Origin of the sequence: Paraburkholderia sp. (assembly GCF_036488795.1) — a bacterium.
In the GTDB taxonomy this organism is placed as follows: Bacteria; Pseudomonadota; Gammaproteobacteria; order Burkholderiales; family Burkholderiaceae; genus Paraburkholderia.
Window position 1 is genome coordinate 47,394 of sequence record NZ_DASXHA010000061.1, and the last position, 12,769, is coordinate 60,162.

Here is a 12,769-nt window from a genome sequence, read left to right on the forward strand (position 1 = left end):
ATCAACGCATGCTCGGCTTCCGTTGCGTGTTACTCCGCGAACAGGTCCGGTCCAAACACTTCATAGTGAATGCGTGCTTCATGGATGCCCAGACCTTTCAACGCATCATGCTGGATCCGCATGAACGGCACCGGACCGCAGATGTAGTAATCGGCGTTGGGCAACAGAATTGAATCCTTGATCGACGCGACGTCGACGAACCCGGCGTAGTCGTAGTCCGTGCCCTCGACATCCTGCGGCAGAGGTGCATCGTAGAACACGATCAGATCGAAATTCGCGTAGGTTTTTGCGGTCTCGCGCAGCCGGTCGCGCATTGCGTGCACCCCGCTATTGCGCGCGCCATGCACGAACACCACTCGCCGTTCCGGGTTCCTGATCGCCACTTTAAGCATGCTGATCATCGGCGTCAGCCCCACCCCACCGCTGACCAGTACGATAGGCGTCCCGGCGTTCACGTCGATATGGAAATTGCCATACGGCGCGGCCAGTTTGACCTCGTCGCCAACCTTCACGTGATCGTGCAAAAGATTGGAGACATACCCTGGTGGTTGCGTGCCACCGCTCTCGCGCTTCACCGAAATTCGATAGCTGCGCGCATTCGGCATATCTGAGAGGCTGTACTGGCGAATCTGCTGCAAATCCAACGCCGGCACCTTCAGCGCAATGCTGATGTATTGCCCGGGCTCGAAGTTCATTACCGCCCCGCCGTCGGCCGGCTCAAGAACAAAGGACGTGATGACGCTGCTTTCGGGGCACTTCTCACGCACGACAAAGGTACGCCAGCCGGTCCAGCCTCCCGTTTGCGTCGCGGCATGCTCGCGCAACTCGCATTCCATGCCCATCAGGATGTCTGCGAGATTGCCGTAAGCTTGCGCCCACGCCGAGATGATCTCGTCGGTTGCGGCGTCGCCCAGCACTTCCTTGATTGCGCCCAGCAGGTGTTCGCCAACAACGGGATATTGCTCGGGTCGCACGCCCAGACTCGCGTGCTTGTTGGCAATATTTTTCAGCACCGCACTCAGGCTTGCGGGGTCCTCGATGTTCTCTGCATACGCGTACACTGCGCGCGCGAGTGCCTGCTGCTGTTGGCCCTGCTCCTGATGCGCCATGTTGAACACGTTCTTCAGTTCCGGATGCGCTTCGAACAGCCGCTTATAAAAGTGCGCGATGATCGGGTATCCATGCTCTGCCAGCACCGGAGCCGTAGCCTTCACGATGTCTTTCGTTTTCTGCGTCAACATAGGTTTTCACCTTTGCAAGAGAGTGGATCCGGCGCCAACTGCCTTGTGACGTCCGCAGTTGTAGAGCGCAACGCCACTACATGGCAACAGATCGCGTCGCTGCCCCGGCTTGCCGCCCTATCAGCGAACCTCCTCACTCTAGCTTCAGGCATGCGCTACATAAACAGCCGCCCCGTATAAGGAGTTGTTCGTGCTGTGCCACAGTCCACTTCCTGCACCACGAATTTGTTCGCACTTTTCTTGCGGGAAAAAACCAGCTGACCTGACGGGCCAGGCTGGCAGGGACCGGCGACAGGGGTAAAGTTCAGCGAATCGTCGCCGTAATACGAGCATGGAACACAACGACGCCAACCCAAAATCTCACGCGCACCCTGCTCACCTGGAAGCCTTGGCATTCTGCATGACGGTCGACATTATCCGAAAGGCGAAAGGCAAGAAGAACCCAGGCGATTTTCCGGCGGGGTCCGTTGAAAGAACGCTTGCAGAGGATGACCTGATACGTGACACCCTGTTGATGCTCGGAATCGATCCGGACGACAACCTCGCCTCCGCCCGGAGCGACTGACTTCAGACTTCTGGTTGAGTCGCCGGTCTGGCCGGATAATGCGTAACGCGCCTGGTGGACAAAATGCCGCTGAAAATGCCGCTGAAAATGCCGGCAAATCGAATCGCGCTTATGATTGTTCCGGTAGTGCAAGGAAGCTTCGCGATGAGCATGCAGACAGTGAAGAGGGAGGCACTCGACTATGGCGCACGGATCAGAGAGATTCCTTGAGGTCGATGGTCAACGGCTCGCATACGCCAGCAGTGGGGACCGTGCTTCGATAGTCTTCATTCATGGAATCCCGACTAGCAAGTACTTATGGCGAAACGTGGCGACCGGCCTTACGGACGCCAGGCTTGGCTGGGTCGCGTTTGACCTGCTTGGGTACGGGGCATCATCAAAACCCGCAGATGTGGACCTTGGAATCGCGAATCAGGCGCAACTGATCGAGCAAGCGCTGGGACAGCTTGACTGGGAATCCGGCATAGTCGTCGGCCACGACATCGGCGGCGGTGTCGCACAGTTACTCGCCGCAAATCGGCCCCGGATGGTTCGAAAACTGGTCCTTGTCGATACGATCGCATACGACTCGTTTCCCGAACCCGGGATCGCCCGGCTCAAGGAGCCAGTCTGGGACTAGATACTCGGCGCCGAAGAATTCGACCTGAAGAAAGGCCTCGCGAAGGGCTTCCAGCGAGGCATGGTTCAAAAATCGAAAGTGACACCCGAATTGATTGCCGAGTATGAGCGTCCATTCGCGGGTCCGGCAGGACGGAAAGCCTACCTTAGAGCTGCCCGCGCCCTCCGCAGTGAAGAGCTGGTTCAGCGGACAGCAGAAATTGAGCAACTGGCTATACCCACCCTTGTCGCGTGGGGAGCGCAGGACGAGTTTCAGCCTTTGTCATATGGAAGGAAGCTGGCAGACGCCATGCAGGACGCGCGACTCGAAGTCATTGAAGATGCCGGGCACTTCTTGCCGGAGGATGCGCCACAAGCCCTTGGGAAATTGATTGTGGAGTTCGCTGCGACGTAGTCTGGCTTTCCCCTCCAGTCCACAAGGTCAACTGCCAGCTCGGCACCACGCTCGAATCGTATGACTTTTACCGCGACAGAAAATTCGTGCCGACTGTTGTATATTGCGAATACCGGTTACAAAACCCGGGAGAAGGCTCACCGTACGCGTAACTTGTCAAGCACATTCTTATAGGTTACACTGCGTTCCCGGTTACTGGAGAACGTCTGATGCCTGCCCCAGAGTTTCTGATGCTTGCCGATGATCCCGCGCTTGATTTCATGAACACAGTCGCGCAAGGCGCAGACGGGCCGCACGAATATCTGCAAAAGAATAAAGATGTGGTCGACTGGCTGAAAGCGATGGGGTATCTCGAAACAGGCGATCAGCCATCCTGCAAGCGTGAAGTGTTGGCAGACACAGCGCAAGCTTTGCGTGAGGTGATACGCAGACTTGTCATGCAGCGCAAGTCCGGTAAGAAGGTTGATATCAATGCGCTGAACGCTTACCTGATGCGCGGGCGGTACCGGGTTGAGCTGGTGCGCCGGCCGGATGGGACGCTGGAAGTGCGGCACGAGCACGAGAAGGACACGCCCGAACAGTTGTTGATGCAGGTCGCCGAGGCAGCGGCAGAGCTACTGGCGACGGGCGATTTTGACCTGGTCCGAAAGTGCGAAGCGGAAGATTGCGTGCTGTGGTTTTATGATCGTACAAAGGCACATCGTCGGCGCTGGTGCAGCATGGCTCTTTGCGGAAATCGCCACAAAGTGGCGAAGTTTCGCGAGCGCCAAAAAGACGCCATGGATCAGTAGCACTGGGGTTTCAACAGCCGCAGGGCCAAAGCGCTGGCGGCCGATGCTCCCCTCGTTCGCTAGCCATGCAGAACGTGGCTGAAGCGACAGAGCAATTGCAATCATTGCAACCGAGCCTCCAGTCAGGCCAACAGCCGGTGCATGGAAAGCAGCCCTTCACGAATCAATCTTACAGCGAACGGTCCGTCTGTCTGCACCAATAGTCAAACGTACCTTTTACGATTGACGGCTTGAGCAGATAGTCGTGCGCCTCAGCAGCCAATTCGTCTGGGACCGGCGTAACGGGTCCAAATACGCGCGCCCGAATCTGCATCTTCGCGGCCCGCTCCAGGTACACGGCCAGATAGGTGGCTTCCTCCACATAGGCGCCCGTCGTCAACTGACCATGGTGCGCCAGCAAAATGCAGCGCTTGTCTCCCAACGCTGCCGAAATAATCACGCCCTCCTCGTCAGCGATCGGCACGCCCGGCCAATCAGCCAGAAATGCGCAGTCGTTATGTAGCGGAGTCATATCCATTTGCGCAATGACCAACGGTTGCCGCGCGGCAACCAGTGCCGAAACATACGGCGAATGCGTGTGAATGATGGCCTGTCGTTTCGGACGCGCTTCGTACACCCACAAGTGAAAACGTGTTGCCGGATTTGCCATGCCCTTCCCGCTGATCGTGTTCAGATCTGCATCGACTTCAATGAAGTCATCGGGCGTCGCCTCGTCAAAACCCAACCCAAAACGCAGCGTCCAATAGCATTTCGGTTTGTCCGAGCGCGCGGTAATCTGCCCGGCGAGACCTGCCTCCTGACCTGTCATTGCCAGGATACGGCATGCGTAGGCCAGTTTCTCCTGAAGCGTGCGCTCCTTCGGTTTCAGGTTTTCTTTCATCTCCCGGGTTGCCCGGTCATTGAAATATTGCCTGGCTCGCAACTCCATCAAAGCCTCCATTTCCCTAAACACGAATATTCGCGCCTGTTGAGCCAGTGACCGCGCCACCCACGTTGCGGACGCGAGCAAGCCGACTCGTGACTGATGGCAACTCAATGCCGTTGGTCCATCCGCCTACACCGTCGCGGTTGCGTTGGCCGCCTCGAGAATGACGTCCACAACTGTGTTCGCGGATGTAATAGCCGGACTATGGTCAACTGCGTGCGATCGCACTTGCGCCCCCATGCGTTCTGCCATGAAGCGCTGGGTGACTGGATTGATCATGCGGTCTTCCTCTGCAAGCAGGTACCAGCTTGGGGTGTTCCTCCACGCCGGACGACCGACTTTTTCCTGAATGCAATGCACCGAAATCGGTCGTTGCACAGCCGCACCGACCACATTCTCTTCCGCGGACGCCAGATGAGAAACCGCCATGGCGAATCCCTTGTCCGGCATCCAGATGAACCCTTTCGCGTCCGGCGCAAGCGCTGGTGAATCGTGATGCTTTTCGTCACGATAGAACACATCGGCAACGGTTTCCCCCTCGTCTGGCGCCAGCGCAGCAACAAACACCAGCGACTTCACTTTGTCCGAGAGCACGCCGCTAATGACCGCGCCGCCATATGCATGTCCCACCAGAATCACGGGACCCCTTGCCTCGTCGACGATCCCCTCCACCACCCCTACGTCGTCGCGCCACGATGTCAACGGCAAAGGGGCGCACACCACCCTCAGACCGGCCTGAACCAACGGCAAAATGACCTTGCTCCAGCTCGAGCCGTCCGCCCACGCACCATGCGCCAACACTACCGTTGCACCGTTAGTAAAAAAGTTCATGTCCAATCCTCATCGAGTCCGAGAAAGTTAAGCCTAATCCGCCGTTGTCACTGCTTTAGTGCGCCCAGTTGTTTAAGCTTGCCGGCAATACGAACCGCTCTGCGAAGACCGACCCTTTCATTCCTGTTTCTCCAATATTCGCTTCAGCAATCTCGGGGCGTCTATCTGGCCGATACGCCACAGGTTCGAGACCGCCAACAGACGTTGCATAAGCTCTTTGAGCCAAAGCGGCCGCCCGCAGATTTAAACGCCCTTAATCTCGCCGCCATCCATCCGGAGTGTCGAGCCCACGATCCACCGGCCGGCCGGGGACAATACAAAGGCCATGAACTCTGCGATGTCTTCGGGTTCGCCGTATCGCGTGATCCCGACCTGGGCCGGAAATTTTTCCAGAGCTTCCTCCACGGTCATACCGTGCGCTGGAGCGTACTTCTCCATGTATGACCTGCGGCGCCCCGTCATCACCGGACCAGGTAGCAGACTGTTCACCTGAACGCGGTCCGTGATGCCCCGATCCGCAAACGCCTTTGCCATTGCCACGATTGCCGCGTTCACAGTCGCCACTGCTGCAAATGCCGATTTCGGTGCTTGCGCCGAATTTCCGGATGTGAATAGCACCGATCCATTCGATGCCTTCAGTGAGTCCCATGCATGAATCGCCAGGCGCCTCGCACCATGCAATTTCAGCGCGAATCCGTCGTCCCACTGCTCGTCCGTCATCTCCAATACGTCAATTTGTGGCACCGCGCCTGCAATGTTCACCACGGCGTCGATCCGTCCAAACTTCTCGAGTGTTCGTGACACCGCTGTCTTCGCAGCCTCAGGTTCACGCAGGTCCAAACCCAACTCCAACGGCTCCGCCCCTGCCGATCGAACCTCCGCCGCGGTTTCCTTCAGAAGGTCTGCGCTGCGTGCCAGCACCACCACCCCTTTGAAATCTCGCGCCAACCTGATAGCAGTCGCACGGCCAATCCCGCGGCTTGCACCGGTAACGATCGCGACTTTGTTAGCCATTTCGAATACCTCCTGATGAGTTTTCAATTGACGCGCGGCACCTGCCGCCCCTCGATCCGCTCGTGTTCACAGAATCAAATCTCTCTCTTTCTTGCAGCTTGCGCAGCGATCTGATCTGTTGACACTCGCCAGTAAGGTTTTGTCTGTACTTCTAATTACCATTGCTTGTATCGCACCGCCGGCTCCAACGGTCTCCCGCTTTTCACGCTACCTGCGTCGCGTGTTACCCGGTTTCCCCGTCGCGTTGAATCTAGTATCGAAGAAGTTGACCGCAAGAGCTATGAACAAGCGTTCATAGCAGGTATGACCGGCCATCAGCTTTCGAAGCGCTTTCACGCGCGATGTCGAGCATCAGCGCTGTCATCGCCGAAAGCGGTCGGCCGCGCCGCGTAATCGCGACGATGCGCCGACGCATCATCGGTTGCTCGATTTTTATCCGGATTAGCTGGTATTCCTGAAGCAACTTCGCCGGAATCAGGTTCGGCAATATGCACTGCCCATTGGTCAAAGAGACGAGCTTGAGCATTGCATCCACCGTCTCGACTTCCGCCGCGACCTTTGCGTCAAAGTCCCTGGTGTGCAGCATGCGCCGAAGTGCATAGCCCGCCGGAAACACGATAAGGGGTGGCATATCCACCCGCAGGTCGACGCTACCACTGGACGCGAATTTCGAATTCTCGTGTACGACGAGGCACATGTCCTCCTCAAAAAGGGGCGTGATGTTCAGGTCATCAGACGCAACGGCTGCGTCGTATACGAAGCCTATTTCCGCCCTTCCCGCCTCAACAAGCTCAACAACCCCTGGGGAGCTACGCCCAAGCAGGGCGACGCTCGCATTGGGTCTCTGCGCCATGAATTTGGCGACGACTTCGGCCATGAAGTAATAGCTCAAAGTATGGATGGTCGCCACGTGAACGCTGCCGTCCGTGACTCCATGCTGGTTACGCAACTGGATAATCGTGTTGTCGACCAGCTGGTACGCGGAACTCGCCGCCTCCAGCAGCTTCTGGCCCGCTTCTGTGAGGTGCACTCCTCTGCCGTGTCTCAAGAACACCGGTTGACCGATATATTCCTCCAGGCTTGCCAGTTGCCTGCTCAACCCCGATTGCGTCAGGGACAGCGTCTCTGCTGCGGCCGACAGTGACTTGCTGTTGGCGATTTCCAGAAACAATCGAAGCTGATGGTCGAGGTTATTTTTCATAGGCAGGTCCGGGTAACGACATCGTTGGTTGAACAAGTTCGGTCCACGGCTATGGTGTTCATGTGCTGGCGTGCACACGGCTCCAATCGAGCCATGATATGCCTCCTGCAGTTGCGCCTTCAATGACAGGTTGATTCCTGTTGCCTCCGACTTCCCGGAGCCGCTCACGTAGTCCGCCGGTACTCTAACCGTGTCGGTATTGTCCGACGAAACATCCTGGGCAAACGGCTCGTCTGGATGTTGTATGCCCCTGCTGATGCGCCTAAGCGTCTTCCGTGGACGCTCCCTGTGCAAAGAATCTGTACTCCCCTTCCGCGTCTAGCTCACTAAGTACGTTTGCGGTTTTCTCTTTTATTAATCGTTCGATCATGTCAGTGATCGTGCAGCCGAAGTGATAGGCGAGACGTTCGACGCTTCGCTTCGTCGAGATGGTTACCAGGCAGGTGATGCGCTCGTGCTTACCTCCCAGTCCAAGACGCCGCTTGCGATAGCGCCTCTGCCGTTCAGAGTTTGAAAGTGCCATGAATGAATGATCTTGCTAATTTTCAGCCCGCAGCCTGCAGTACTCCGCCGTATGCCTCCCTTAGCGTAAGCGCAAGAAGCTTGGAAGGATATCCAGGTTGGCCGGCTGCGGAACTCACTACTCGCGTGTTCGGCGCGAAGAAAAACGCGCGTCACATCGGCTTGTGCGTTTGCCGGCCGCGATTCAGCCAGAAAACCGTGAGGTCGATTCGGTTGGGTACGACTCTGGGGAATTCTCGTCGCGGTGCTGACCCCCACCTGCTTCGATTGCCAACCCGGACAACCGGCTAAAGGTGGAGATCAAGCGCACGTCAGACGCTTTAGCGGCGTTACTTCGCCGGCAAAGCTGGCACGTTCGACAAAACCGCGCCAAGCCCTTCGGCGTATGTCAGGTGCGAAATCACCGCGTCGCGCAGGGTTTGATACGGCATACCCGCCAGCATCGCCGTCTGCACGGTGGTCATCACCTCGCCCGCTTCGGCGCCGATCATTGTGAAACCCAGAATCCGGTCGTCGTCTGCACCGATGATTGCCTTCATGAAGCCTTGGGTCTCGTCGGTGGCGAAAGTTCGCAACACATTGGTCATGGGTACCTTCGCCACCCGGATGGCGATATTTTTTCGGTGCGCCTCGCTTTCACTGAGCCCTACGTGGGCCAGCGGCGGATCGCTGAACATCGTGTATGGAATCAATCGGTCGCTGGTCGTGCGATTTCCGCCGGCCATGTTGTCCCGCACGATCCTGAAGTCGTCGACCGATACATGGGTGAAGTGCGGGCTACCGGCCGCCTCGCCGATCGCCCAGACGCCAGGCGTCGCCGCCTGGAGCCGCTCGTTCACACGAATGTACCCTCGTTCGTCCAGTTCAATACCCGCTGCCTCCAGCCCGATGCCGGCCGTATTCGGAACCCGCCCTGCCGAAACAAGGATGTCGCTGCCTTCAATCACCTGCTCGCCCGAAGCGGTACGAAGGACGATGCTGACGCCCGTTCCGGAGCGGCCCGCCACCTTTACCGTTTCGGCGCTCAAAATGACGTCGATGCCTTCGGCGTTCAGAATTCGAAGAACCTCATCGCTCACATCGGCGTCTTCCCGACTCATCAGCCGTTCGTTGTGCTCGATGACTGTCACTCGACTGCCAAAGCGGCGGTACGCCTGTGCCATCTCGATGCCGATATAACCCCCGCCGAGCACCACGAGATGTGCCGGCGCATAGTCGAGTTCCAGCGCGCCAATGTGAGTGAGCGGTTGAGCGTCGCGCAGTCCGGGAACATCAGGTATCGCCGCGTGCGTTCCGACGTTCACGACTACCTGGTCTGCGCTCAGCGTGCGCGTGCCGCCATCATTGAGTTGCACTTCCATCGTTTTCGGCCCGATGAACCGGCCGCTGCCCATGATCAGTTCAGCGCCGCTTGCGGCATACGCCTTAAGGTGCAGCGCCACCTCACGCTCAATCATGTCGATCTTGCGGTCGCGAACTTTCGACATGTCTATCGCAAGCGGCCCCGTGATTGTGCCGAAGCCCGCAGCATGTCGGGTCAAATAAGCAATTCGTGCACTCCAGATCTCGTTCTTGCTGGGAAGACAGGCCACCGCTGGACATGAGCCGCCCACCCATTGCCGCTCGACTACAGCGACACGCTGGCCCGAGTGGCCCAGGTGCCATGCCAGACGTTTGCCGCCCTGGCCGCTACCAAGGATCAGCGTATCGAGATGTTCAACTTGAGACATAACGTTCTCCAATTTGACTAAGAGGCACATCCACTGCTTAATGATCGCACTTCATGTCTGCCGAAAGGTTTAGCGCAAGCGCGCGCGTTACGCTGTAACGCACGCGCTAATCCGCATTGCTGTCAGTCAGCCGGCGGCATGTCGACATCGGTGTCGTTAATGCGATTAAAGGTGTTCGTAAAGATCGTCATGGCGATCGCCAGCGAAATCTCGGCCAGTTGCGTTTCCGTGTAGCCTGCAGCGCGAATGGCGGCAAATTCGCTCTCGCTGATGGTGCCGCTTGTCTTTTGCAGATTCAAGACGAAGTGCACCAGGGCATCGCGCTTTACATCGCCGGTGGGCTGGCCAGCACGAATCGCGCGCAGAGCGGTTGCCGGCAGTCCGGTCATCTTGCCAAGCATCACGTGTGCAGCCACGCAGTAATCACAGCCGGTTTGCTCGCTTACGAGTAGCTTGATGGTTTCCAGATCCTGCTTGCTCAGGCTGCTCGACGCCAAGGCGCCTTCGGCGTTTAGCGCTGCCGCCAGAGTGGCCGGGGCGAGATGTCCCAATGCAGCGAACAGGTTAGGCACGCCGCCGCCTGCGATCTTCCTGACCTGGGCATATACCTCGGCGGTGGCGCCAGTGGCGGTGGCAATAGCGGGGATAGCGATCCGGCTCATGTTCAATTCCTTCAGTGGTGGTTAGGAGTCTCTACTTTAGGCGCCGGAAATGTTCCTGTTGAGTACCATGCTTCTCAATCTAAGACTAAAAAGTATCATTCGGGATCAAGCCGGATTCGTGTTGACGTCTATGCCGCGCGATGTGCGGATGCGAAGTCCGAAATAAAAAAAGCCCTACCCGCGATCTTCCGGGTAGGGCTTTATGCCAGCGACTGATCGGCGACGCTTCGCCCCAACTCGCGCTTATTCCGCGTGCACCACCACCATCTTTCCGTTCGCTTCGTTTGCCTCCATTACACGGTGTGCTTCACGAATCTCATCGAAACGAAAGATGCGCGACGGTGCCGCCGAATACTTCCCGGCGGCAATGTCGGCCGCAATGGATTGCAACGGAACATCGGACAACGGAAACCCTGGCGTGCCAAATACGAAACTCCCAAAAAACGTAAAGTCGACCCCACTGGGCATTTGAAGCAGTGGATTGAAGTCGGCGATTGGCGCAAGGCCGCCAAGCCAACCCGCGAGACACACTTTGCCGTCGCGACGCACCATGGCGAGCGAGTCGAGCACCGTGCTGTTACCTACCAGATCCAGCACCGCATCTATTTGCTTGCGTTCTGCAATCCGCGATGACAGGTCTGGACTTTCGATTTCACTGCGGCTCACACCGAGTGCCTTCAGCTTTTCGAACCGTGCCTCATTGCGCGCCGTCGCGATGACGGTCAGCCCTGCATTGACGGCCATGTTGACGGCGGCCAAACCGAACGACGAGGTGGCTCCGCGGATAACGATCGTCTGACCACGCTGAATCTTCAGGTTGCGGAACAGGCACGTCCACGCGGTCGAATACGTTTCCGGAATTGCTGCCAGCTCCGCCCACGGCAGATCCGACTCAATTGCCGCAACATTGGATACCGGGGCACGTGTGTATTCTGCGTAGCTGCCATTGATCGTCCGGCCAAGACCGCCCATGAGCGCCGCAACCTTCGCGCCGACAGCAAATTCACCGCCCGGGCAGGAATCGACAATGCCGACGCACTCGATGCCGCTAACTGGAGCCGCCTCTGCCCATTCGCCACGACGCATATGCATCTCGGCATGGTTAATACCGAACGCCTTGATCCTGATTACGACGCTTCCCTCTTTTGGTTCGGGCTTCGGAATGTCCTTGAACACCAATACGTCAAGACCACCAAAACCATCCAGGACGACTGCTTTCACAACGTACCTCCAATACCAGGCGTTATCACGAAGCCCAAACACAGGGCAAACGACACTGCGCCGATGACTCTTACCGGCTCAGGTTTTTGCCAAGAAACTCTTTGATTGCCGACGCAATCTCTTCCACGTGTGTCTCCAGCGCGAAATGTCCCGTGTCGAGCATTGTGACAACGGCATCCGGAACATCGCGACGATAGGCTTCGGCGCCCGGAGGAATAAAGAATGGATCGTTTTTCCCCCAGATCGCCAAGGTTGGCGGCTTTGCTTCACGGAAGAACTTCTGGAAGGTCGGGTACAACTTTAGATTCGACGCGTAGTCGAGAAACAGATCAAGCTGAATGTCCTTCTGACCGGCGCGTTCAAGTAGCGCCGCATCCAGCGTGTACGACTCTGGCGCGATGGAGTCTGGATTCGCTACACCATGCACATACTGAAATCTGGTGCCTTCGAAATTCAGAATCGCATCATGGACAACCTTTCGATTCGCCGCAGACGGGTCGGCCCAATACTTGCGGATAGGATCCCATGCGTCCCCCAGGCCTTCTTCATACGCATTGCCGTTTTGGGAAATCAATGCCGATACCCGCTCCGGGTGCTTGACTGCCAGACGAAAACCCGTCGGCGCGCCATAGTCGAACACATAGATTGCGTACCTGGTCAGCTCCAGCTTATCCACGAATGCCGCGATCGTTTCTGCCAACGCATCAAAGGTGTACTGATAGCCGCGCGCCGCCGGGACGTTCGTGAATCCGAACCCCGGCAGGTCCGGAGCGATGACACGGTAGCTGTCGGCAAGTCGCGGCATCAGATCACGATACATGTGCGACGATGACGGAAAGCCATGCAAAAGCAGCACAACCGGCGCGTCCTTCGCCCCTGCCTCGCGGTAGAAAACATCCACACCGTCTGCTTCAATACGTTTCACCGATACCGCCGGCACACCGTTGGTTGTCGTCATGATTAAGCTCCTTTAGATCACACAAATTGGGTTGACTGAAGCGCCACTTGCAGGCTCTATCCTAGTCCGCTCCGGTAACTTGTCAATGTCAGTTTT

At 57.4% G+C, this 12,769-nt stretch carries 13 protein-coding genes; 4 read left to right on the forward strand and 9 right to left on the reverse strand.

Translation table 11 applies throughout. From position 1 onward, the window contains the following. Positions 1 to 29: 29 nt before the first annotated feature. Complete coding sequence (gene hmpA / locus VGH41_RS07805) at positions 30 to 1,241, reverse strand: NO-inducible flavohemoprotein (protein WP_331596793.1); 1,212 nt, start codon at positions 1,239 to 1,241, stop codon at positions 30 to 32. 331 nt (positions 1,242 to 1,572) lie between these two features. Between hmpA and VGH41_RS07810 the strand changes: the two genes are divergently transcribed. From VGH41_RS07810 to VGH41_RS07825, 4 genes are all read left to right on the forward strand, one after another. Continuing rightward, positions 1,573 to 1,806 carry a hypothetical protein gene (locus VGH41_RS07810; protein ID WP_331596794.1) on the forward strand — a complete coding sequence of 78 codons (234 nt, stop codon included), beginning with the start codon at positions 1,573 to 1,575 and terminating at the stop codon, positions 1,804 to 1,806. A 181-nt stretch (positions 1,807 to 1,987) separates the two neighbouring features. Further along, on the forward strand, positions 1,988 to 2,425 hold the full coding sequence (locus VGH41_RS07815; RefSeq protein ID WP_331596795.1) for an alpha/beta fold hydrolase: 438 nt from the start codon (positions 1,988 to 1,990) through the stop codon (positions 2,423 to 2,425). Positions 2,426 to 2,485: 60 nt separating this feature from the next. Next, positions 2,486 to 2,818, forward strand: coding sequence for an alpha/beta hydrolase (locus tag VGH41_RS07820; RefSeq protein WP_331596796.1), 333 nt, complete (start codon positions 2,486 to 2,488; stop codon positions 2,816 to 2,818). 209 nt (positions 2,819 to 3,027) lie between these two features. Further along, positions 3,028 to 3,609 (forward strand): CGNR zinc finger domain-containing protein, encoded by a 582-nt coding sequence (locus tag VGH41_RS07825; protein ID WP_331596797.1) that lies wholly within the window; start codon positions 3,028 to 3,030, stop codon positions 3,607 to 3,609. Between the two features lie 169 nt (positions 3,610 to 3,778). Here the strand turns inward: VGH41_RS07825 and VGH41_RS07830 are convergent, their stop codons facing one another. The 8 genes from VGH41_RS07830 to VGH41_RS07865 form a co-directional block, all read right to left on the reverse strand. Further along, positions 3,779 to 4,537, reverse strand: coding sequence for an aldolase (locus tag VGH41_RS07830; protein ID WP_331596798.1), 759 nt, complete (start codon positions 4,535 to 4,537; stop codon positions 3,779 to 3,781). Between the two features lie 126 nt (positions 4,538 to 4,663). Next, positions 4,664 to 5,365 carry an alpha/beta hydrolase gene (locus VGH41_RS07835; protein ID WP_331596799.1) on the reverse strand — a complete coding sequence of 234 codons (702 nt, stop codon included), beginning with the start codon at positions 5,363 to 5,365 and terminating at the stop codon, positions 4,664 to 4,666. A 243-nt stretch (positions 5,366 to 5,608) separates the two neighbouring features. Next, positions 5,609 to 6,379: an SDR family oxidoreductase gene (locus VGH41_RS07840; protein ID WP_331596800.1), complete on the reverse strand. Its 771-nt coding sequence runs from the start codon at positions 6,377 to 6,379 to the stop codon at positions 5,609 to 5,611. A gap of 292 nt (positions 6,380 to 6,671) precedes the next feature. Beyond that, a complete protein-coding gene (locus VGH41_RS07845) occupies positions 6,672 to 7,580 on the reverse strand; it encodes a LysR family transcriptional regulator (protein WP_331596801.1) in 909 nt (302 codons plus the stop codon). Positions 7,581 to 8,431: 851 nt separating this feature from the next. Then, positions 8,432 to 9,832 carry an FAD-dependent oxidoreductase gene (locus VGH41_RS07850; RefSeq protein ID WP_331596802.1) on the reverse strand — a complete coding sequence of 467 codons (1,401 nt, stop codon included), beginning with the start codon at positions 9,830 to 9,832 and terminating at the stop codon, positions 8,432 to 8,434. A 122-nt stretch (positions 9,833 to 9,954) separates the two neighbouring features. Further along, positions 9,955 to 10,494, reverse strand: coding sequence for a carboxymuconolactone decarboxylase family protein (locus tag VGH41_RS07855; protein WP_331596803.1), 540 nt, complete (start codon positions 10,492 to 10,494; stop codon positions 9,955 to 9,957). A 243-nt stretch (positions 10,495 to 10,737) separates the two neighbouring features. Then, positions 10,738 to 11,715 carry a zinc-binding alcohol dehydrogenase family protein gene (locus VGH41_RS07860; RefSeq protein WP_331596804.1) on the reverse strand — a complete coding sequence of 326 codons (978 nt, stop codon included), beginning with the start codon at positions 11,713 to 11,715 and terminating at the stop codon, positions 10,738 to 10,740. A 70-nt stretch (positions 11,716 to 11,785) separates the two neighbouring features. Then, a complete protein-coding gene (locus VGH41_RS07865) occupies positions 11,786 to 12,673 on the reverse strand; it encodes an alpha/beta hydrolase (RefSeq protein WP_331596805.1) in 888 nt (295 codons plus the stop codon). Between the last annotated feature and the right edge of the window lie 96 nt (positions 12,674 to 12,769).

Excerpts from the sequence above, each read along its gene's own strand:
- hmpA (WP_331596793.1), bottom strand. The coding sequence starts at position 1,241 with ATGTTGACGCAGAAAACGAAAGACATCGTGAAGGCTACGGCTCCGGTG.
- VGH41_RS07810 (WP_331596794.1), top strand. The coding sequence starts at position 1,573 with ATGGAACACAACGACGCCAACCCAAAATCTCACGCGCACCCTGCTCAC.
- VGH41_RS07815 (WP_331596795.1), top strand. The coding sequence starts at position 1,988 with ATGGCGCACGGATCAGAGAGATTCCTTGAGGTCGATGGTCAACGGCTC.
- VGH41_RS07820 (WP_331596796.1), top strand. The coding sequence starts at position 2,486 with ATGGTTCAAAAATCGAAAGTGACACCCGAATTGATTGCCGAGTATGAG.
- VGH41_RS07825 (WP_331596797.1), top strand. The coding sequence starts at position 3,028 with ATGCCTGCCCCAGAGTTTCTGATGCTTGCCGATGATCCCGCGCTTGAT.
- VGH41_RS07830 (WP_331596798.1), bottom strand. The coding sequence starts at position 4,537 with ATGGAGTTGCGAGCCAGGCAATATTTCAATGACCGGGCAACCCGGGAG.
- VGH41_RS07835 (WP_331596799.1), bottom strand. The coding sequence starts at position 5,365 with ATGAACTTTTTTACTAACGGTGCAACGGTAGTGTTGGCGCATGGTGCG.
- VGH41_RS07840 (WP_331596800.1), bottom strand. The coding sequence starts at position 6,379 with ATGGCTAACAAAGTCGCGATCGTTACCGGTGCAAGCCGCGGGATTGGC.
- VGH41_RS07845 (WP_331596801.1), bottom strand. The coding sequence starts at position 7,580 with ATGAAAAATAACCTCGACCATCAGCTTCGATTGTTTCTGGAAATCGCC.
- VGH41_RS07850 (WP_331596802.1), bottom strand. The coding sequence starts at position 9,832 with ATGTCTCAAGTTGAACATCTCGATACGCTGATCCTTGGTAGCGGCCAG.
- VGH41_RS07855 (WP_331596803.1), bottom strand. The coding sequence starts at position 10,494 with ATGAGCCGGATCGCTATCCCCGCTATTGCCACCGCCACTGGCGCCACC.
- VGH41_RS07865 (WP_331596805.1), bottom strand. The coding sequence starts at position 12,673 with ATGACGACAACCAACGGTGTGCCGGCGGTATCGGTGAAACGTATTGAA.